This window comes from Psychroserpens sp. SPM9 (genome assembly GCF_025153525.1).
Classification (GTDB): domain Bacteria; phylum Bacteroidota; class Bacteroidia; order Flavobacteriales; family Flavobacteriaceae; genus Psychroserpens.
On sequence record NZ_JANZNR010000002.1, the window covers coordinates 519,407 to 540,172 of the forward strand.

A 20,766-nucleotide genomic window follows, 5' to 3' on the forward strand; every position below is an offset into this window, starting at 1 on the left:
TAATATGTGTAATTGTTTAAAATAAAATGATAAATTTGAAATTATTAAGAGATTAAAAACACCAAATTTATGAGTGATATTATAAAGACACTTTCTGCAGATGTCGATGAATTAGAAAAGAGTTATGAAGCTCTGGATATGGACAATAAAGCAGATGTGAAATCATTTGAAAGCGTTGTGTTAGAATTATTAGCTAAACTAAAACGCAATCAGGATAAAGAAGGAAATGAAGATTTAGAAGACGATTTTGAAGATTTAATTTATAGAGTTATTATAATTCTTGGTCAACTGGATTTATTAGAAATTTAAACTAAAGCGACTTATAGACACTTATAGTGTCTTCTGCTATAGTGTCCCAATTGTATTTTTCAAGAATTAGCTTAGAATTGTCAATTTTTGCTTTTGAAGGGTGCTTTAAGGCGTTTAAAATAGAACCGCTAATAGCTTCAATATTTCCAACTTCAAAATAATGACTTTCATCTAGAGCAACTTCTAAGTTTGCAGGAATATCACTTACTAAAACATTAAGATTATAACTCATCGCTTCTAAAAGTGCAATAGGCAACCCTTCGTGATACGATGGCATAACAAATAACTGCGCATGAGAAAAAATTTGATGTAATTGCTCGCCTTTTATAAAACCTGTTAATATAACACCAGCTTCTTTGGCTTCTTTTTTTAGTTGCTTGCTGTAAATTGTTTCGTGATCGGCATCTCCAACAAGTACAAGTTTATAAGGTGTTGTAATATTTGAGTAAGCTTTGATCAAATCAGAAAACCCTTTTTCTTCTACAAAACGCCCAACAGCAATAATATACTGATGCTTTTCCAAACCTAAAGAATGTATGTAATCATCATGCTCAGCCAATTTTGGGATGGTTACACCATTATAAATTAAGACCGCATCATGTCGGTTGTATTTTTTTTCAAGAATGCTTTTAATCACATTAGATATCACGATAGGTTTGTGAGCAGTTCTGGTTCCAAAAGATTCTCCAAGTTTTAAGATGGTTTTGGCTAATTTCCCCCATTTTTGACGGTCATAGTCAGGACCATGATTGGTCACCACAACCTTAAGCCCTAGTAGTCTAGCTAAAGGCGTCATAATCATTGGACCAACGGCGTGAATATGTAATACATCTGGACGTTTAAAACCTGCATACATAACCCCTAAAAATGTATGTATAATAGCTTCAATACTTTTTTGTTTTGGCGCAAAAATATGTTTGAGTCTAACGCCTTTATAAGCTATAACTGTTCGGTCTTTAACATAAGGCGTTCGGGTAATTATAGTAACGTCATGACCCAGCTTAGAAATTCTAGGGTATAACTCTTCACAGTGGGTTTCTACGCCTCCTAGGATGTCTGGAATGCCTCTAGTACCTAAAACGATTATTTTCATATGCAACAATAATTTTTGTTTAAAGGATGTGATGCGAAAATAAGATAATCTATCAAAGGAGTTTTAGTGTTTAATTACTTTTTTAATAGAAGAACGACCATTAACAGCTTCAATACGCACAAAATATAAGCCTTGTGATAGATTAGATAAATCAATAGTAGTACTATTTACAGCTGTAGTCATAATTTTACCAAGTTGGTTGAAGACTATGATTTTTGAAATTGAAGTATCTGTATCAATGCTAAGTGTACCTTTTGTTGGGTTGGGATGAATAATAAAATCATCAAAGGCGTGTTCATTAACAGATAAATTATCGGCTACTGTTGTTGTAACAGTATTGGTTTCTATTGGTGGATTAAAGTCAAAATAAATGTTAGCTTGATTAGGTATTACATCTCCTAAAGCTATAGAGTTAATAGGTTTGATTTTGTATTGAATATAACCATGAGAATCAGGTTCGTTCGAAGTACTATCAGGTAAGTGAATATTATCAAACGCAAATTCAATGGAATTTGTGGAGCGCATTTCAGCAGAAAAAGGATGACTTACATGTTCTATTTGTAAAGTGCGCCAATCCAGATTAGTATCAATTTGATTGGTGACTTTTACATTAATTGCCGATGCAGTCCCAGTATTTTGAAAACGTATGATGTAGTGTAAGTACTCCTCAGCTTGCTCTAAAGTAATAACATCTCCTTCTAACACTTGTATATCGTTTGGATCGTAAGAACCTACTAATATTTGGTTTAAATTAAACACATTATCTTCCTCTGAGTAATCACCTTGAATTGGAGTGATGTTTGCAGTAAAAGACACAACGTCATCATTATTGGCAATTGGAGGCGCCTCTATAGTAAAAGTAACATTTATAGTTCTCTCTTCAAATGGAACAAGGGTTAGGTACTCAAACGAAATATTGTCTAATGTTTGGCTTAGAAGGCTTTCACTAGCACTTGTAAAACTCATCTTAGAATCATCAAAACCTATAGAAACCGAACCGTCTAAAGTTGTTGTTCCTATATTTTTATAGACTATTTGATAGTTAGCAACAAAGCCAGGACGTGCTTCATTTAAAGGGTATAATGAAACACTTAAATTATTTGTTTCCACTTGGGATTCAACACAAAAGTTTAAAACTTCACTATTACCAGCACCAATAAAATTTGTAGTATAAGAATTAGGGTTGGAGGCGTAGTAGGGTGGCAGTGATGTTGAGATAGATGTCTCAAAATTACCAGAACTCGTGTTTATTTGATATGCACCAGAGCTATCCGTAAAAGACGCATAAGAGTTATTTCCATTAGTAGTAGTTACCATCATATTATTTAATGGAAAATTATTAGAATTACAAGAATCATTATTGATGTCTAAATTAACCCCTCCAGTAATTTCATTGTTCAACAAACTACTAATATTTTCTAACCAAACCACTTGTCCGTCTAGTTTCGAGAATACCAAATCCAAAGCCCCATCATTGTTGAGATCTCCTATAGCAACCTTGTTTTTCCCACCATTAATATTGTTTGCTATAATTTGCGTCCCAGAAAATTCTCCTAGACCGTTTAAGTTTTCGTTCCAAAAAAGAATATGGTCATCGACTGATGCTCCTATTATGTCTACATCACTGTCATTGTCAATGTCTTTTGGTTCAAGATAGAAAGGTCTGCCAACGTCCATTGAGATAACTTGTTCAGGACCAAAATCAAGGGCGCCGTCCAAATTTTCATTCCATACTATTTTCCCAATTTGTTGTGTGCTGGTTGAACCTATTATTAATGACGCTACAAAGTCTAGATCGCCATCACCATCAATATCGTTTAAAGACGTATTCCATGGCCAGTAGTTACCTGCATAACTAACGAATGTGATTGGATTACTTAAACTTGTGATTCCAGAAACGTTTTCATAATACCTTGTTCCACTAAAAACATCAAAATCGCCATCAGAATCATAATCAATATCGATATAAACTGGACCAAAAAGAACAGGGTTGTTTAAGTCTTCCGACCCATAAAACGGTGGAGAATCAGTACTTCCTATTAGGTTTTCATGATAAGTCGATTCAGCCGTACCATCATTAGCAGAGCTACCAGCAATATATACATCTAAATCTCCATCATTATCATAGTCTTGAAAACGAGTTACATCATGTATGATATCAAAAACGCCTCCAATATTTACACGTTCTGTAAAAGAACCATCACCACTATTCACTCGAATCTTATATTGATCTGTGCTCCAAGGCCAATTGTCCAAATCAACATCAACATAGTATAAAAAATCGATATCACCATCATTATCATAATCCCCTATCTCCAATAATCTGGAATAATCTGGTATTATGATTTGAGGATTTGAAAACACACCCAATCCGTTGCTATTTTCGTACCAAAGGATACTATTACCAATAGAGGCAATAATATCTATATCGCCATCATTATCAAGATCTGTAACCCTAATATTATTAAGATTAGAAGATTGAGAATCTATAATATGCTCTTCAAAACCAATTTGAGCATAAGATGTTGTACACAAAAATAGAAACAAAAAAAAGTGCAAATTTAATTTCATAGAAAATAATTTGCACTAAATATAATAATTTTAAACTGAGTTATAAGGTATTAACGTCAACCTCACGTAAATCACCTTGTAAAGGATCTTGACCAACATCGGCATAAGGAATATGCTCTTTGCAAACAGGTTTTCCAATAAGACTTTTTATTTTGTTTTTAACTACCCATTTGGTTGGATGTTTGATGTATTTTTTCATAACTGGAGCTGCTGTACCTACCATCCAACAGTTTTTTGGACAGGTTCTTACTAAGCCTCTAACTTTATCGGCTTGTTCACTAAACCAGAGGTCTTCAAAAGAATCGTAATCACGAATGTTACCCATAGATTCTTTCCAGTATTTTTTTTCTAAACCATTACAAGGATAAACGTCACCATAAGGTTCAATAAAGAAATTAACAGAGCCAGCCTCACAAGGTAGCATCCTCTTTTTTCCTTTAATATAATTGATGAGTCCTAAGTTAAAGTAAGCTCTATACCAGCTTTTAGGATTGTTATCTTTAAGTAACATATCGATTAACTGTTCAAAATTGCTAATCACCTCATCTTTATTGGTCACTTCGTTATCGTCTTTATGGAAGTAAAATGAATTATGAAACGTTGCAGTTGCAAACTCCATATCAATTTGTTTACTCAGTTCATAAAGGTTAATAAGATCATGCGAATTTTTATTGGAAACCGTCATCCCGAAACCAATATCTTTAATTCCCATTTCCTTTAATCCCATTAAGGTTTTTAAACCTCTTTGAAAACCAGTATCTCTTCCTCTAAGATCATTATTGATTTCTTCCATTCCCTCCAAACTAACACGCACACCAATTTTAGGAAAACGCTTAGCCATTTTAAGTATTTTAGCGGTATGCCAACCAGCCGTAGAAATTACAACACGATCACTTTTTCTGTACATAACCTCAATAATATCTTCAAGGTCTCTACGCATAAAAGGCTCGCCTCCTGTAATATTAGTAAACTTAAAATTTGGTAATTTTTCTAAATCCTCTGCTGTAATTTCATACTTTTTGTTAGTTGGATTTCTCCAAATATCACACATTTTACATTCCATATTACAACGGTAAGTTGTAATAATCGAAACATCAGAAGGTAATTTTATTTTACTCATAATATTATGATTTTCTAGACTTAATTATTTTAGCTGGCACACCTCCAATAATGGAATAGGCGGGCACGTCTTTTGTTACAACTGCTCCAGCAGCTATAACACAACCATCACCAATAGATACACCAGACATAATTGAAACATTAGCACCAATCCACACATCGCTACCAATGGATGTTTTTCCTTTTGTTACTCCTTGATTTTTAATAGGCGTATCAATGTCTTCGTAATTGTGGTTTTCTGAAAAAATATTGACTCGAGGACCAAAAATCACATTGTCACCAATTTCGATATCGCCTCTAACACCTATAAAACAATAATGGTTGATACCAACATTATTTCCAATCTTTAACGAGTTACCAACATTTCTCAAAACACCAGTACATTCAATTATAGCATATTTTCCTAGAGTGAAATTATTCCCAATTTCAACACCATCATAGCTTAACGCATTAATATAAGCGTGTTTCATTAGGTTTAAACCACTACCAGTCTTTATTTTATGTCCAAATTGAATTTTAGCACCTTTTTCAGCAAATATAACACCTTTTGACTGTTTTAAGAAAGGTTTGATAAAAAGCATACCGCGAATAACCGAAAACCCTTTATCACCTAAAATAGTAAAAAGCTCTTTAAAAGAAAAAGGATAGGATAAAACATGCTTTTCTTTTTTTACTTTGGACAGAAAATACTCTATAATTTTGTATGCTTTCATATGTTCACCATTACATGAAAAAACTTAAACACAAATGTAATCTTTTTCAGCATATAACAATAAGATTTATTAACTCATCTCAAGAGTTGGTTTATCGCTATACTTTCTTATTTTTGTTTAAAAATAAGTAAATGAAAATATCAGTAATTGGCACAGGTTATGTAGGTTTAGTAACTGGAACATGCTTAGCCGAAACAGGAAATGATGTCTTGTGCATAGATATTGATGAACATAAAGTAAAAACACTAGTTGCGGGAAATGTTCCTATTTATGAACCGCATTTGGATGTTTTATTTGAACGAAACATAAAAGCGAATAGATTACGTTTTTCTACATCACTAGAAACTGGTGTAGAACATGGTGATATCATTTTTTTAGCTTTGCCAACACCTGAAGATGAAGATGGGTCGGCAGATTTGTCTTATGTTTTGGGTGCTGCAAAAAGTATTGGTAAATTACTTAAGTCGTATAAAATAATAGTTGACAAAAGTACCGTTCCGGTTGGTACCGCAGAAAAAGTTTCTCAAGTTATTGCCAACGAAACGAATGTAGATTTTGATGTGGTATCTAATCCAGAGTTTCTAAGAGAAGGCTTTGCTGTAGATGATTTTTTAAAGCCAGAACGTATTGTCATTGGTTCAAGCTCAGAAAAAGCTTCTGAAATCATGAGAAAGTTATATAAGCCTTATGTTCGTTCAGGAAACCCAATTCTTATTATGGACGAAAAATCTGCTGAACTTACTAAATACGCAGCAAATTCATTCTTAGCAACAAAGATTACATTTATGAATGAAATTGCTAATTTTTGTGAAAAGGTAGGTGCCGATGTCGATAAGGTTCGCGTCGGTATGGGAACCGACTCTCGTATTGGTAAGCGTTTTTTGTTTCCTGGAATTGGCTATGGTGGCTCTTGCTTTCCAAAAGATGTTAAAGCGCTTCATAAATCTGGAAAAGACCATAATTACGATTTTAATATTCTCAATGCTGTCATAAAAGTGAATGATACTCAAAAGAAAATATTAATTCCTAAAATCTTATCATTTTTTAATGAGGACATTAAAGGAAAAACATTCGCTATTTGGGGCTTGGCATTTAAACCAGAAACTGATGATATTCGTGAAGCTCCAGCAATTTATATGATAGAAGAACTTTTAAAACATAATACCAAGCTAAATGTTTTTGACCCTGAAGCCATGTCTAATGTCAAACGAAAATTAGGAAACCAATTACATTATGCACCCAATATGTATGAAGCTACCAAAGATGCTGATGCCTTAATAATTTGTACAGAATGGAGTATATTTAGAAGTGTCGATTTTGATAAACTGAAGCAACTTATGAAATCGCCTGTCATATTTGATGGGAGAAATTTATACGAAAATAGTGAAATGAAAACCGAAGGGTTTCACTACAGGTCAATAGGCAGAACAGATTTATGATACAAAAAAGAGTGCTTATTACAGGAGCCGCAGGCTTTTTAGGGTCGCATCTATGTGATCGTTTTATAGATGAGGGATTTTATGTTATTGGAATGGATAATTTTATAACTGGTGATCCTAAAAACATAACACATCTAGAAGCTAATAGTAGTTTTGAGTTTATTGAGCATGATGTCACCAAACATATTTCTATAGAAAAATCTTTAGACTATATATTACATTTTGCATCTCCAGCAAGCCCAATAGACTATTTAAAAATTCCAATACAAACCTTAAAAGTGGGCTCTTTAGGCACACACAATCTTTTAGGTTTAGCTAAAGCAAAAAAGGCAAGGTTGCTTATTGCCTCTACTTCTGAAGTCTATGGAGACCCATTAGTGCATCCTCAATCCGAAGATTATTATGGTAATGTAAATACGATTGGACCACGTGGTGTTTACGATGAAGCCAAACGATTTCAAGAGTCTATTACGATGGCTTATCATCGATTTCACGGATTAGAAACACGAATTGTTCGTATTTTTAATACCTATGGCCCACGTATGCGACTTAACGATGGTCGAGTTATTCCCGCTTTTATGGGGCAAGCGCTTAGAGGTGAAGATTTAACTGTTTTTGGAGATGGCTCTCAAACCCGATCATTTTGTTATGTCGACGATCAAATAGATGGGATTTATAAATTATTGTTTAGTGATTATGCGTATCCGGTTAATATTGGAAATCCTCAAGAAATAACCATAAAGGATTTTGCAGAAGAAATTATAAAACTAACAGGAATGTATCAAAAAATAACATATAAAAATCTTCCTGTAGATGATCCATTACAGCGACAGCCTGATATCTCTCTGGCAAAAAAGCTATTAAATTGGGAACCAAAAGTAAATAGAGCTGAAGGAATGTTAAAAACATTCAACTATTTTAAGAATTTTACCGATATTGAACTTAATAAAAGAGATCATAAAGATTTTTCTAACCATATAAAAAAATAAATTGAGTACGTTTAAACACGGAAGATATTCTGGGTATATAAGACCAATTTCATACTTAATCGATTTAAGTATTTTAAATGGGCTAGGAATACTCTATTTTTTCAGAACTATAGATCCTTTAGTATTTTTAGTTGTAACAACTCTGGTTTGGATTACATTATCCATGTTTTCAAAATTTTATGAGGTTTACAGGTATACACGTGAGGTCACCATATTAACATTAATTTTTAGGCAATTAGTATTATTTACCTTATTAGTGTTTGCCTTTTCTGGGTTTTTCCATGAATTTCAAATTAGCTCATCTTCTATAATTAAATATGTTTTACTATCATTTTTAATTATAACGTTTTTCAAGTTTGTGATGTATTACCTACTTCAAAAATACAGATCTAGTTTTGGAGGTAATAGACGAAGAACAGTCATATTAGGAAAAAACAAACAAACCTTAGCGCTTGAAAATTTCTTTAATAAGAATCCTGAGTACGGATACGACCTTAAAAAGACTTTTACTTTTAAAGATAAGCACGAATCCCACCTTGATGATTGTTTTAAGTTTGTTAAGAACGAATCGATTGACGAAATATATTGCTCTATAAGCGCATTGAACAATTCACAATTACTCAAAGTTGTTGATTTTGCTGATAACAATTTAATAATCCTCAAATTTATACCTGATAATAAGGAAATATTTTCAAAAAAGTTGAAATATGAGAATTACGATTATATTCCTATACTCTCTTTAAGAAATATGCCTCTTAAAGATTCAATTAACCAAGTGGTGAAGCGCGTTTTTGATATCGCATTTTCTTTTGCTGTAATCGTTTTTATTTTGTCATGGTTAACTCCCATTCTTGCATTTTTCATAAAATTAGAATCTAAAGGGCCTATCTTTTTTAAACAGTCGAGAAACGGATTCAATTATAAAGAATTTGATTGCTATAAGTTTAGGTCGATGACACCCAATAAAAATGCTCACTTATACCAGGCAACAAGAGGTGACCAAAGAATTACAAAAATTGGTAAATTCATAAGAAAAACCAGCATCGACGAATTACCACAATTCTTTAATGTGCTTTTTGGAGATATGTCTGTTGTTGGTCCAAGACCGCACATGGTAAGCCACACAAATATGTATGCTAAGCGAATAGATAAGTTTATGGTTAGACATTTTGTAAAACCGGGTATTACAGGCTTAGCGCAGGTAAGCGGCTTTAGAGGCGAAATAGAATCTGATAAAGATATTATTGGCAGAGTGAAACTCGATATTTTTTACATAGAAAACTGGTCCTTACTTTTAGACCTAAAAATAATTATTCAAACGTTTGCTAACGCTGTCAAAGGCGAAGATAAAGCCTACTAAATTAATCCAACCAACTGCTGTAATTGACTGTTAAAGTCAAACTGAGAAACAGCAACCTCTTGTATCGCTTGCTTTTGTGCTTCGGAAATATCACCGATTTCAATTTTAGAAATAACAGCATTTAAATCGGAATAATCCCCAGCTTCAGCCACCCAACCTAATTGGTGCGTTCTAATGACGCTTTCTCCTTCACCGCCTCCAAAATAAAGCATAGGCAAACCTAAACGCGCATATTCAAATATTTTAGAAGGGACACTTCCATATATTCTATTTAACAAAGGAATTATCGCCACATCATAGCCCATCAATAGCTCATGAAGTTCCTCTCTACTCACGCGTCCGTAGAAAAAAACAGGTAAATCAGGATGCTCTGCAATAAAAGCTTCTATTTTAGACTGTTCGGCTCCCGAACCGTAAATATGTAATTCAATAGCCGCATAATCTAATTCATTACAAAGTTTATAAATACCTTGGGCAATCCCCAATAATCCTGCATAAACAATTTTAAGCTTCCCAGAGGGTGTTTGGTACGGGATTGAAGGCGGCTTAAATTCGGGATAATTCCGATATAAAAACGTTGGCTTTTCAGGAACAATCGTGGTCACATGCGCTATAATTTCTTCACTTTGTCCTAAGATTAAATGGGCTTTTTTATAATTATAACGCTCAATTTTTTCTAGTATTCGGTAACTAAAATTCTTTTTTAAAGCTCCTAATTCTAAGCCAGCAATAGGCCAAAGATCACTCACGTTTAAGATGAGGTTTCGATGTTTACGTCTTAAAAACAATAAGGCTGTAAACGCTACTAGAAGTGGAGGTGATTGAATAATCACCGTTTTCGGAATTTTGTGCCACATAAAATACCAAACCAAACTAAAACTATACGATAGCATAGCTATAAGGCGCAAAATCTTGTTTTTAGAGTTGCTTGCATAGATCCAAAGTCGGTGTATGGTCATGTTATTTTCTTCGGAAATATGAGTGAATTTACCCTTATAATCTTTAAATATTTGTCCGGTAGGATAGTTTGGTAAAGGCGTTAACACACGTACCTTAAAATCTTGTTCCTGTAAGCCGTTTGCCAATTGAAAAATCCGATTGGAAGCTGCTCCTATTTCAGGAGGGAAATAACTCGTAATGATTAAAACTTCCTGCTTCATAATGCATCGGTTACTAAAGATGTAAACTGTTTAAGTTTACCGCTTTTAGATCGTTTTAATGCGCTTACCCGTTCAAAAGTAATGGTGAGTCCTTTTTCTAGATAGTGTTCCATTTCTTGAGTAATCGTTTTTTTTTGGTCTTCAGAAAGTGATTCAGCGCTAACATATGTCACCTTAAAAAGATGTGTTTTTAGTTGCTCTACAACAAATTCTTTGACATTGCCATCATCTTCAATAATGCTTTTTGTAATATAGTAAAAGGTAAGGCCAGCAGCTCTTTTTCCGCTAGGTAAAATGGCAATATCGTTAGTACGCCCAACCAGAGTTTTTAAAATGGGCTTTTTTAAGCTACTCTGTTTTGATAACACGCCCACATCGCCAATATCATAGCGAATAAAAGGATGTGCTTTATTATATAGTGATGTTATTACAATTCGGCCTTCTTCACCATAAGGAAGGACCTTATCAGCGTCGTCTAAAATTTCAACCAATAAGGTTTCACTGTTTACCTGCCAATCGTGATCTGGATTTTGAAATGCAATTAAATCTAATTCCGAAGCGCCATATTCATTTATAATAGGGACTCCAAAACAGGTTTCCATTAATGCTTTATCTTTTTCAAATAACATTTCAGACGTAACCACGCAGGCTTTTAAACTTGGGCAAATTGATTTTAAAATGAGATTTTTTCGTTCCAGAAACTTTGCGAATTGTACTATCGGACTCGTATATCCGTTGATATAATCGAAAGAAGTAGACTCGAATTTTTTCAGAAATTTTTCAAATGCCGCATCACTCAGGTCAAAAACCGAAAACCGAAAACGCCTACTTAAACCATCTTTTAAACGTTCTTTATAATACCCTTTTTTATCCAACGGAATACCATAAAACCGGGCTTGTCTTGAGGTGTTGAAATCTAGGTCATACCATCCAAATCTATTCTGAATTACAGCCCAAGTCAGCGCGTGACAAAATTTATCTTTAGCAAAAATAAAAGGATCCCCTGAAGAGCCAGACGTCTTGTTTATATAAACCGATGTACTTGTAAACCCTTTTGATAAACGCTGCTCTAAAGGAATTTGTAAATCGAGCTTTGTCATAACAGGCACAGAGTTCCAGTCTTTAGGATGTGTTTTCACTAAAGCCTTATAATAGGTGTTGTGTTCTAAATGATAAGCGAGAATTTCGTCTCGTTTCTTATAGATATAGGCCTCAAAATCACTTTCGTTTGTATTCTGAATATGAGTCAATTCGGCTTTTGCCTTATCTAAAGGAAAACCATTGAGTCGTAAAGAAAAATCAAAAATGTTCAAAAAAAAGACAGTGTTTGTATTTATTGTAAAGTAAAGAAAAAAAAGTCTTGTTGCGAAGTTTACTTAAACGCTAAAAACGATTATTTTTACCGAAACAAAACGAAAGCATGACAATTTTAATTCTTGGTTCTGGAGGAAGAGAGCACACATTCGCATGGAAAACAGTCCAAAGTCCTTTATGTGACGCCCTTTTTGTTGCTCCCGGAAATTCTGGAACAGCACAAATCGCAACGAATGTACCTATTAACGTAACCGATTTTAACGCCATCAAAACCTTGGTGCTTGAAAAAAATATTGACATGGTTGTTGTTGGTCCAGAAGATCCACTAGTTCAAGGGATTCATGATTTCTTTTTAAATGACGAGCAGTTAAAACATGTTGCTGTTATTGGTCCGCAAAAAGCGGCTGCCGAACTCGAAGGCAGCAAAGAATTTGCTAAAGAATTTTTATACAGACATCAAATTCCAACAGCGGCATACCAAAGTTTTGACGCCAATACGGTTGAAGAAGGGTATTTGTTTCTTGAGACTTTAAATCCGCCATATGTATTAAAAGCCGACGGACTTGCAGCTGGAAAAGGCGTTTTAATTCTCAATGATTTAGCCGAAGCAAAAACCGAACTTAAAAACATGTTAGTAGATGCCAAATTTGGAGCGGCAAGCTCAAAGGTGGTTATTGAAGAGTTTTTAGATGGTATCGAATTAAGCTGCTTTGTAATCACCGACGGGAAGCATTATAAAATACTGCCTACAGCCAAAGATTATAAACGTATTGGCGAAGGTAATACGGGTTTAAATACTGGTGGAATGGGAGCCGTGTCTCCTGTGCCATTTGCAACGGATGATTTTTTAGATAAAATAGAAGAACGTATTGTTAAACCTACAATTAACGGACTTCAAAAAGATAATTTGCCATATAAAGGCTTTGTGTTTATTGGTTTGATAAAGGTTGGTGACGAGCCAAAAGTTATTGAGTATAATGTAAGAATGGGTGATCCTGAAACCGAAGTGGTACTACCTAGGCTCAAAACCGATTTGGTTACCATCTTTAAAGCAATTTCTGAAGAACGATTAAACGAGATTGCTATTGAAATTGACGAGCGCGCAGCAACCACCGTAATGTTGGTATCAGGCGGTTATCCAGAGGCTTATGAAAAAGGCAAAGTAATTACAGGTCTTGAAACGATAAGCGATTCGATTCCGTTTCATGCAGGTGCTGTTGTTAAAGACGGTCAAATTGTAACATCTGGAGGACGAGTAATGGCTATTACGTCCTATGGTAATACTTATAAAGAGGCCATAAAAAAATCTTATCAAACTATAGATAAACTACACTTTGATAAGATGAATTATCGAAAAGATATTGGTTTCGATTTATAAGTATGAATGAGAAGTAACACTTTTATCCTCCTCATTATTGTTGTTGAATTTTTTCAATTGTAACATCCAATACACCATAGCAACAATACCAATGATGATAAAGATCCATGAAATTAAGTTGGCAGACCACCAGTTTTCAAGCTCTAATGCTCTAAGGGCATCAAAAGGAGCGAATAAAAAGTCTACAAATAGGTCTTGTATTGCGTAAAAAAAGTCTTTCATTATAGTGATATTTTTAGAAACTCTTATAGAGCTTCAAGGGTATAATCATATATTTACAGTGCAAAATTACGTATTTTTTTCATTTTAAAATAGTAAAGCGTCAAAACCATAGCAATGATTTCAAATTTTTTTAGCAAAGCAAAACCAATTCATTACATCGTTGTAAGCATTATGCTGTTGCTGGTTTTTGTGCTGACTAGAATTAAAGCCTTTTCAGAAGACGCCAATCTGTACACGTTTGTAGAGCAAACAGGTGTTTTTTTAATCTGTTTATTTTCTGTTTTTGTATTCGATTTTTTAGTAACACGAAACAGCTTAACCAAAAAAAACAGTTATAATATTTTTCTTTTTGTATTGTTTTTTGCCATTATTCCTCCAACCATTTTAAATTCCCAAATCATTGTTGCCAATCTATTTGTTTTATTAGCAATGAGACGATTAATTAGTTTAAGGACTCAAAAAGACATCAAGAAAAAACTCTTCGATGCATCGGTGTGGGTTTCGGTTGCAACATTATTTTATTTTTGGTCGTCGCTATTTTTTATATTGGTTCTTGCAGCGCTTTTAATTTATGCCATTACCGACTTAAAAAATTATATTATTCCTTTAATCGGAATTACAACCGTAGCTGTAATAGCAGTGTCTTATCTGATTATTTCTGAAATTAATATTGTTGATTTTGCCAGTGGTTTATTTGATTTTAGCTTTGATTTTAGTGCCTTAAATTCCAAACAAATTATTGTAGGATCCACCTTAATATTATCTTTTGGACTCTGGGCGTTGTTCTATTATATAAAAAATATCAGGTCTCAAATGAAAAGTTACAGGCCATCATTTAAACTAATAATAATATCTGCTATCATAGGATTAGGAATTCTAGCTGTAGCACCTTCTAAAGACGGAAGCGAGTTTATCTTTTTATTTGCACCTTTGTCAATTATTATGACCAATTATATAGAAGTCATCACCGAAAACTGGTTTAAAGAAACCTTACTTTGGGTCATTGTTTTAACACCAATTGCGATGTTAATGTTGTAGTTTTTTTCCGAAAGCTAAATCACCAGCATCGCCTAAACCAGGAACAATATAACCTTTGTCACTTAAAGTTTTGTCTACAGCAGCAATCCACAAATGGGTATCCTTTCCGAAGTGATTATTAACATAATCTACACCGTCTTGAGCACCAATCACACTTACCAGATGAATATTTTTTGGGGTTCCAAAAGGCTTTAAGGCTTCAAAAGTTGCCACCATAGATTGTCCGCTTGCCAACATAGGATCAGCCAGAATAAGTGTTTTTCCTTCCAAACTCGGGCAAGCCAGATACTCTACAATAATTTCAAAGGTTTCAGGGTTGTCTTTATGATGTCTGTAAGCCGAAATAAATGCGTTTTCAGCATCATCAAAATAATTAAGAAGTCCGCTATGAAGTGGCACTCCAGCTCTTAAAATTGAGCATAAAACGATCTCATCATTATAAATATGAGTGTCACTTTTACCCAATGGCGTTGTAATTGTTTTAGGACTATAATCTAAAGTTTTACTCATCTCATAGCAAAGCACTTCACCTATGCGTTCAATATTACGTCTAAAACGCATACGATCGGTTTGAATGTTGGCATCTCTGATTTCAGAAATAAAAGAATTTAAAATAGATTGTTCTTTAGACAGATTATGAATATGCATAGCTTTGCGTTACTTTTATAAACGCTAAAGTTAATAAATACCCATATATTTGCACTTTAAAATTTTATATTATGTTTTCAGAAAAGGCTAATAACATATTTCAAGATGTGATTAAGAAATATCATATCGTCAATACGGTTGACCAACCATTTAATAATGCATACGACAAAGACGCTAATCTTTTAGAACATTTACTGTATAGAAAGTGCTGGATAGATACCGTTCAATGGCATTATGAAGATATTATAAGAGATCCACAAATAGATCCTGTTGCTGCTTTAAAACTGAAACGTCAAATAGATGCTTCCAATCAGGACCGAACAGATATGGTCGAATATATAGACAGTTATTTTCTTGATAAATATAAAGATGTTACTCCTAAATCTGATGCCACAATTAATACTGAAAGTCCGGCTTGGGGAATTGATAGATTATCAATTTTAGCACTTAAAATCTATCATATGAATGAAGAGGCTACACGTGTAGATGCTTCTGAAGCGCATCGTGAGGCTTGTCAGAAAAAATTAAATATCTTATTAGAGCAACGTGTCGATTTATCTACCGCTATTGATACGCTTTTAGATGATATTCACAATGGTGATAAGTACATGAAAGTGTATAAGCAAATGAAAATGTATAATGACGACGAGCTAAACCCTGTGCTACGTTCACAAAAATAAGGACACCTTATCCTGAACTTGTTTCAGGATCTCATCTGATTTGTTGAGATGCCAAAACCTAAACACATTCTAGTTATTCGTCTTTCAGCTATGGGAGATGTTGCTATGACTGTTCCTGTATTGCGCGCTTTTGTGACTCAATATCCCGAGGTGCATTTAACGGTTTTAACCCAACCTTTTTTTAAACCATTATTTAGAGCTATTCCTAATGTTTCGGTTTATGAAGCCGATATTAAAGGAAAGCATAAAGGTGTTTTTGGGCTTTGGAAACTATCCAGAGCGCTTAAAGCTTTGCATTTTGATGCTGTTGCAGATTTACATAATGTATTGCGAAGTAAGATTTTAAAGGTCTTTTTCTTCGGAAAACCAATCGTGCAAATTGATAAAGGCCGACAAGAAAAAAAGGCCTTAGTAAACGGTCAATCTTTCAAAGCTCTTAAAACAACACATCAGCGTTATGCCGATGTTTTTGAAGCTTTAGGATTTCCTGTCGATTTAAGCCAACCTGTATTTCCGAAGAAAGCCAAATTAGATTCAAAATACCTCGAGCATATCGGAACCGATACGAAGCCATGGATTGGCATTGCGCCTTTTGCTGCTTTTGAAGGAAAGATGTACCCTTTAGATGCCTTAGAAACGGTTATTAGTCAACTTTCAAATTCTTATAAAATACTGCTCTTTGGCGCTGGAAACGAGGAAGCTCAAACCTTAGAATCAATTTCAAACCGATTTGACACTGTGGTGAATATGGCAGGCAAGTTTTCTTTCGAGCAAGAATTAGATATTATTTCTAATTTGGATGTGATGCTTGCTATGGATTCTGGTAATGCGCATCTTGCTGCTATGTTAGGTGTAAAGGTAATTACTATTTGGGGTGTAACGCATCCTTATGCTGGTTTTCTGCCTTTTAATCAATCTATGGATACGGCACTTGTAGCCGATAGGAAGCAATATCCTAAAATCCCTACATCAATTTATGGCAATTCCTTTCCAAAAGGATACGAAAATGCGATACGAACAGTAGCACCAAGCACTGTTGTTTCTAAGTTAGTGGCTAGTTTGAAATAAAAAAAGCCCCATTCCAGAAGAATGAGGCAAGATTTAGAATTTTTAAGATAATCCCTAAGATTAAATTCTAATCAGAGACGAAGGTATTTTGATTAATAGAATGCATCAAGAATTTGTAGGAATATCTACGTGATTTTCGACGAAACGCACTATAAATCCGATTAAAAACATAATAATCAGATGATTGGTATGCTAAACATCATCATAATCTACAAAAAGTGTTGGTGTTGTTGGTTGTGCCTGACAAGTTAATATCAGTCCTTCAGCTAATTCGCCATCGGTAAGAATATTATTTTGGCGCATGGTTGCTTCCCCTTCAGTAATTCTAGCAATACAACTACTGCAAATACCACCTTGGCACGAATAAGGCGCATCAATATCTTCATCGAGAGCTGCCTCTAAAACCGTTTGTTTTTGCGACATTTCAAAACTAACCGTTTCATCATCTAACAAAACAGTAACCTTAGTTTTTCCACTTGCGACCGAAGCATTCTCATCAACGATTACTGGTTTGGCGGCTTTGAATAATTCAAAATGGATACGTTCTTCACTAATATCATGACTGGTAAGTACATCTTTTACGGAGTGAATCATAGCTTCAGGACCACATAGGTAATAGGCATCCACATCAATATGCTTGTACTTGTTTTTCATCACATAATTCACTGTGCTTTTTTCAATACGACCAAACATAGCATCTTCTTCATCAGATTGACTAAACACAAATTGTATCGAGAAGCGCGTACTATATTGATGTTGAAGTGCTAACAATTCGTTCAAAAACATAGTGTCTTTAGGGGTTTTGTTTCCGTAGACTAAAATAATTTTACTGAGTACTTCTTCTTCCAAAGCACATTTAATAATGCTCAATATAGGTGTGATACCACTTCCTGCTGCGAATAAGGCAACATTCTTAGTTTTAGAATCGTTAGGTTCAAATACAAAACGGCCTTTTGGAGGCGCGACCTCCAGCACATCACCTGCATTTAACTGGTGATTAGCATAGGCAGAAAAAGTACCATCTTCTACTTCTTTTACAGCCACTTTTAACAGGCCACTTTTTGGAGAGGAGCAAAGCGAATAATCCCTTCTAACTTCTTGTCCGTTAATGGTTGTCTTTAAAGTGATATATTGTCCGGCTTTAAAATGAAAATCAGGGTTTAAATGTAGAGGAACATTAAAGGTGATGGTTACAGATTTTTCGGTTTCCTTTGTAAGGTCTTGTATAGTGAGTTTATGAAATTGTGACATTGATTTATTTTTTTGTAAAAATAAGAAATCGATTGTTGAGTTGTAATTTTATGGACATAATATGTAACAAAACAGAATTTAATTGCACTAATGTTTCATATTCTTAGAAAAACTGTCAAAACCCAACCAAGTAACATGAGACTAAAACATTTTTTTAGCCTAGAATGGAAATCTTTTTTTAGATCAGCATCTTTTAAAATGAATTTAGCATTAAAAATAATTATGCTAATATTTGCCTTTATAATGATTCTTTACTTTTTAGGATTGGGTGTTGGTGCTTTCTATCTTATCGAAAAGCACTTAGATGCCGATCCATTAGAAGTCGTCAACAGGTTTTTGATATTTTATGTCTTCATCGATTTGGTGTTTCGCTATTTTTTGCAAAATATGCCCATAATAAACATCAAACCCTTATTATACTTGCCTATAAAAAAAGGGAAGGTTGTTAATTTTGCCTTGAATAAAACAATAATCTCCTTTTTTAATTGTGTTCATGCGTTCTTTTTTATTCCGTTTTCAATTGTTTTAGTTGTTGAAGGCTATTCGATCGTTAATGTAATAGGCTGGCATCTGGCAATTATGGGACTTATCTTTTGCAACAACTTTATCAACGTGTTTGTTAATAATAAAGATGTTGTTTTTTACGGAATTATAGGCTCAATTATTACCCTTATCGGATTAGCTTATTATGATATTTTTGATATTACAGTTTATACAGCACCCGTTTTCCAAGCCTTTTACAATTTACCTTATTTGGCTATAATTACTATTGCTTTAGCTATTGTATTGTACAAAACGGCTTTTACTTATTTTAGAAATAATTTCTACTTAGACGCTGGACTAGCAAAGAAAAATGTGGTTGCTCAAACAGAAGACTTCACATGGCTCAACAGGTTTGGAAGCATGTCTACCTTTTTGAAAAACGATATCAAACTCATTAAAAGAAACAAAAGGTCTAAAACAACTTTGATGATGAGTGTGATTTTCCTTTTTTACGGATTGCTCTTTTTTACAGGTGCCGTAGAAGCCTATGACGGTCCGTTTTGGAGAGTCTTTGCAGGAATATTTGTCACTGGAGGTTTCCTGTTTAGTTTCGGTCAGTTTGTGCCAAGTTGGGACAGTGCTTATTATCCGTTAATGATGAGTCAAAACATAAAGTATAAAGAATATATTTCGTCTAAGTGGTACTTAATCGTTATTGCTACTATTGTATCTACCATACTTTCTTCCTTTTATCTTTACTTCGGATGGCAGGCCTACGCAGCAGTAATCGTTGGAGGAATTTACAATGTTGGTGTTAATGCCCATATCGTACTTTGGGGAGGCGCTTACATCAAAACCCCAATTGACTTAACCTCCAATAAAAAAGCATTTGGAGATAAGAAAGCATTTAATATAAAAACCTTGCTATTAACCATTCCAAAAATTGTATTACCTATGATTTTATACGCTATTGGTCATTTTGCAGTAGGCGAATTATTCGGATTTGCGCTCGTAGCCATTGTGGGACTAGCAGGCCTATTATTTAGAAATAAAGTATTTGATATTATTGAAAAAATATACAAATCTGAAAAGTATAAAACCTTGAAAGCTTATAAACAGACTAATTAATTATGATAACAACAGCAAACCTTTCAAAAACATATGGCGACAAACAAGTTCTAAATATTGAACATTTAGAAATTCCTAAAGGCCAAAGCTTTGGTTTAGTAGGAAATAATGGTGCCGGAAAAACCACCTATTTTAGTCTGCTTCTGGATCTTATTCAGCCAACAACGGGTCACATCAAAAACAATAACGTGTTAGTTCACGAAAGCGAAGACTGGAAACCATTTACTTCGGCATTTATTGATGAAACCTTTCTTATTGGTTATTTGACTCCCGAAGAATACTTTTATTTTATTGGCGAACTTCGTGGACAAAATAAAGCAGATGTTGATAGTTTAATCGCTCAGTTTGAAGACTTTTTTCACGGAGAAATTCTCGGTCAGAAAAAATACTTACGTGATTTAAGTAAGGGAAATCAGAAAAAAGCCGGAATTGTCGCTGCACTTATTGGAAATCCAGAAGTCATCATCTTAGATGAACCTTTTGCAAATTTAGATCCAACCACGCAAATTCGTCTAAAAGGCATCATTAAAAACCTAGCCGAAAAGCAAGGGGTAACAGTCCTCGTCTCAAGTCACGATTTAATGCATGTTACAGAGGTTTGTGAGCGAATTGTTGTTTTAGAAAAAGGAGCAGTTGTTAAAGACTTGGCAACTAATGAAGCGACATTAAAAGAATTGGAGGCTCATTTCTCAGGTTCTGAGGTTATTTAAGGTCACGCTTACATCTAAAAACCTGTTGTTTTTCGACGATAATTCAAAAAGATGCTTATTTTTACAGCATTGCATAATATATGCAAGCGATTT

The 20,766-nt window shown here is 34.1% G+C and carries 19 protein-coding genes; 10 read left to right on the forward strand and 9 right to left on the reverse strand.

From position 1 onward, the window contains the following. Positions 1 to 69 precede the first annotated feature (69 nt). Positions 70 to 309 (forward strand): hypothetical protein, encoded by a 240-nt coding sequence (locus N4270_RS06150; protein WP_260096056.1) that lies wholly within the window; start codon positions 70 to 72, stop codon positions 307 to 309. A gap of 1 nt (position 310) precedes the next feature. On the opposite strand, the gene N4270_RS06155 is transcribed toward N4270_RS06150, so the two are convergent. The 4 genes from N4270_RS06155 to N4270_RS06170 all read right to left on the reverse strand — a co-directional run bounded on the left by N4270_RS06155 (position 311) and on the right by N4270_RS06170 (position 5,805). After that, positions 311 to 1,402 carry a glycosyltransferase family 4 protein gene (locus tag N4270_RS06155; protein ID WP_260096057.1) on the reverse strand — a complete coding sequence of 364 codons (1,092 nt, stop codon included), beginning with the start codon at positions 1,400 to 1,402 and terminating at the stop codon, positions 311 to 313. Positions 1,403 to 1,465: 63 nt separating this feature from the next. Beyond that, positions 1,466 to 3,973: a T9SS type A sorting domain-containing protein gene (locus N4270_RS06160; protein ID WP_260096058.1), complete on the reverse strand. Its 2,508-nt coding sequence runs from the start codon at positions 3,971 to 3,973 to the stop codon at positions 1,466 to 1,468. 40 nt (positions 3,974 to 4,013) lie between these two features. Next, on the reverse strand, positions 4,014 to 5,093 hold the full coding sequence (locus N4270_RS06165; protein ID WP_260096059.1) for a radical SAM protein: 1,080 nt from the start codon (positions 5,091 to 5,093) through the stop codon (positions 4,014 to 4,016). A gap of 4 nt (positions 5,094 to 5,097) precedes the next feature. Further along, complete coding sequence (locus tag N4270_RS06170) at positions 5,098 to 5,805, reverse strand: DapH/DapD/GlmU-related protein (protein ID WP_260096060.1); 708 nt, start codon at positions 5,803 to 5,805, stop codon at positions 5,098 to 5,100. A 131-nt stretch (positions 5,806 to 5,936) separates the two neighbouring features. Between N4270_RS06170 and N4270_RS06175 the strand changes: the two genes are divergently transcribed. The 3 genes from N4270_RS06175 to N4270_RS06185 are packed head-to-tail and all read left to right on the forward strand — an operon-like array spanning position 5,937 to position 9,593. Further along, complete coding sequence (locus N4270_RS06175; protein ID WP_260096061.1) at positions 5,937 to 7,244, forward strand: UDP-glucose/GDP-mannose dehydrogenase family protein; 1,308 nt, start codon at positions 5,937 to 5,939, stop codon at positions 7,242 to 7,244. Further along, positions 7,241 to 8,233, forward strand: a complete 993-nt coding sequence (locus N4270_RS06180; protein ID WP_260096062.1) for a UDP-glucuronic acid decarboxylase family protein — start codon at positions 7,241 to 7,243, stop codon at positions 8,231 to 8,233. Before N4270_RS06175 ends, N4270_RS06180 begins: the two co-directional genes overlap by 4 nt. A 1-nt stretch (position 8,234) precedes the next feature. Further along, the gene (locus tag N4270_RS06185) at positions 8,235 to 9,593 is read left to right on the forward strand and encodes an undecaprenyl-phosphate glucose phosphotransferase (RefSeq protein WP_260096063.1); all 1,359 of its coding nucleotides are present in this window, start codon (positions 8,235 to 8,237) and stop codon (positions 9,591 to 9,593) included. On the opposite strand, the gene N4270_RS06190 is transcribed toward N4270_RS06185, so the two are convergent. Both N4270_RS06190 and N4270_RS06195 read right to left on the reverse strand, forming a co-directional pair. After that, a complete protein-coding gene (locus N4270_RS06190; protein ID WP_260096064.1) occupies positions 9,590 to 10,753 on the reverse strand; it encodes a glycosyltransferase family 4 protein in 1,164 nt (387 codons plus the stop codon). The two genes, N4270_RS06185 and N4270_RS06190, sit on opposite strands and share 4 nt — an antisense overlap. Then, entirely contained in the window at positions 10,750 to 12,066 is a 1,317-nt protein-coding gene (locus tag N4270_RS06195) for a phenylacetate--CoA ligase family protein (protein ID WP_260096065.1), read from the reverse strand. The genes N4270_RS06190 and N4270_RS06195 overlap by 4 nt, the downstream gene beginning before the upstream one ends. Positions 12,067 to 12,173: 107 nt before the next feature. On the opposite strand from N4270_RS06195, the gene purD reads away from it, so the two are divergent. Then, entirely contained in the window at positions 12,174 to 13,445 is a 1,272-nt protein-coding gene (purD, locus tag N4270_RS06200) for a phosphoribosylamine--glycine ligase (RefSeq protein WP_260096066.1), read from the forward strand. On the opposite strand, the gene N4270_RS06205 is transcribed toward purD, so the two are convergent. After that, positions 13,440 to 13,667: a uracil phosphoribosyltransferase gene (locus N4270_RS06205; RefSeq protein WP_260096067.1), complete on the reverse strand. Its 228-nt coding sequence runs from the start codon at positions 13,665 to 13,667 to the stop codon at positions 13,440 to 13,442. The genes purD and N4270_RS06205 overlap by 6 nt on opposite strands. A gap of 114 nt (positions 13,668 to 13,781) precedes the next feature. Between N4270_RS06205 and N4270_RS06210 the strand changes: the two genes are divergently transcribed. Next, a complete protein-coding gene (locus N4270_RS06210) occupies positions 13,782 to 14,705 on the forward strand; it encodes a DUF6427 family protein (RefSeq protein WP_260096068.1) in 924 nt (307 codons plus the stop codon). Here N4270_RS06210 and upp read toward each other — a convergent pair. Continuing rightward, positions 14,694 to 15,353 (reverse strand): uracil phosphoribosyltransferase, encoded by a 660-nt coding sequence (gene upp / locus N4270_RS06215; RefSeq protein WP_260096069.1) that lies wholly within the window; start codon positions 15,351 to 15,353, stop codon positions 14,694 to 14,696. The genes N4270_RS06210 and upp overlap by 12 nt on opposite strands. A gap of 71 nt (positions 15,354 to 15,424) precedes the next feature. Between upp and N4270_RS06220 the strand changes: the two genes are divergently transcribed. Further along, positions 15,425 to 16,033 (forward strand): DUF4254 domain-containing protein, encoded by a 609-nt coding sequence (locus N4270_RS06220; RefSeq protein ID WP_260096070.1) that lies wholly within the window; start codon positions 15,425 to 15,427, stop codon positions 16,031 to 16,033. Positions 16,034 to 16,081: 48 nt separating this feature from the next. Next, entirely contained in the window at positions 16,082 to 17,101 is a 1,020-nt protein-coding gene (locus N4270_RS06225; protein ID WP_260096072.1) for a glycosyltransferase family 9 protein, read from the forward strand. Positions 17,102 to 17,293: 192 nt separating this feature from the next. Here N4270_RS06225 and N4270_RS06230 read toward each other — a convergent pair whose 3' ends face one another. Further along, positions 17,294 to 18,352, reverse strand: a complete 1,059-nt coding sequence (locus tag N4270_RS06230) for a ferredoxin--NADP reductase (protein ID WP_260096073.1) — start codon at positions 18,350 to 18,352, stop codon at positions 17,294 to 17,296. Between the two features lie 135 nt (positions 18,353 to 18,487). On the opposite strand from N4270_RS06230, the gene N4270_RS06235 reads away from it, so the two are divergent. Both N4270_RS06235 and N4270_RS06240 read left to right on the forward strand, forming a co-directional pair. Further along, positions 18,488 to 19,963, forward strand: a complete 1,476-nt coding sequence (locus N4270_RS06235; protein WP_260096074.1) for a DUF5687 family protein — start codon at positions 18,488 to 18,490, stop codon at positions 19,961 to 19,963. A gap of 2 nt (positions 19,964 to 19,965) precedes the next feature. After that, positions 19,966 to 20,673: an ABC transporter ATP-binding protein gene (locus N4270_RS06240; protein ID WP_260096075.1), complete on the forward strand. Its 708-nt coding sequence runs from the start codon at positions 19,966 to 19,968 to the stop codon at positions 20,671 to 20,673. Positions 20,674 to 20,766: the final 93 nt, after the last annotated feature.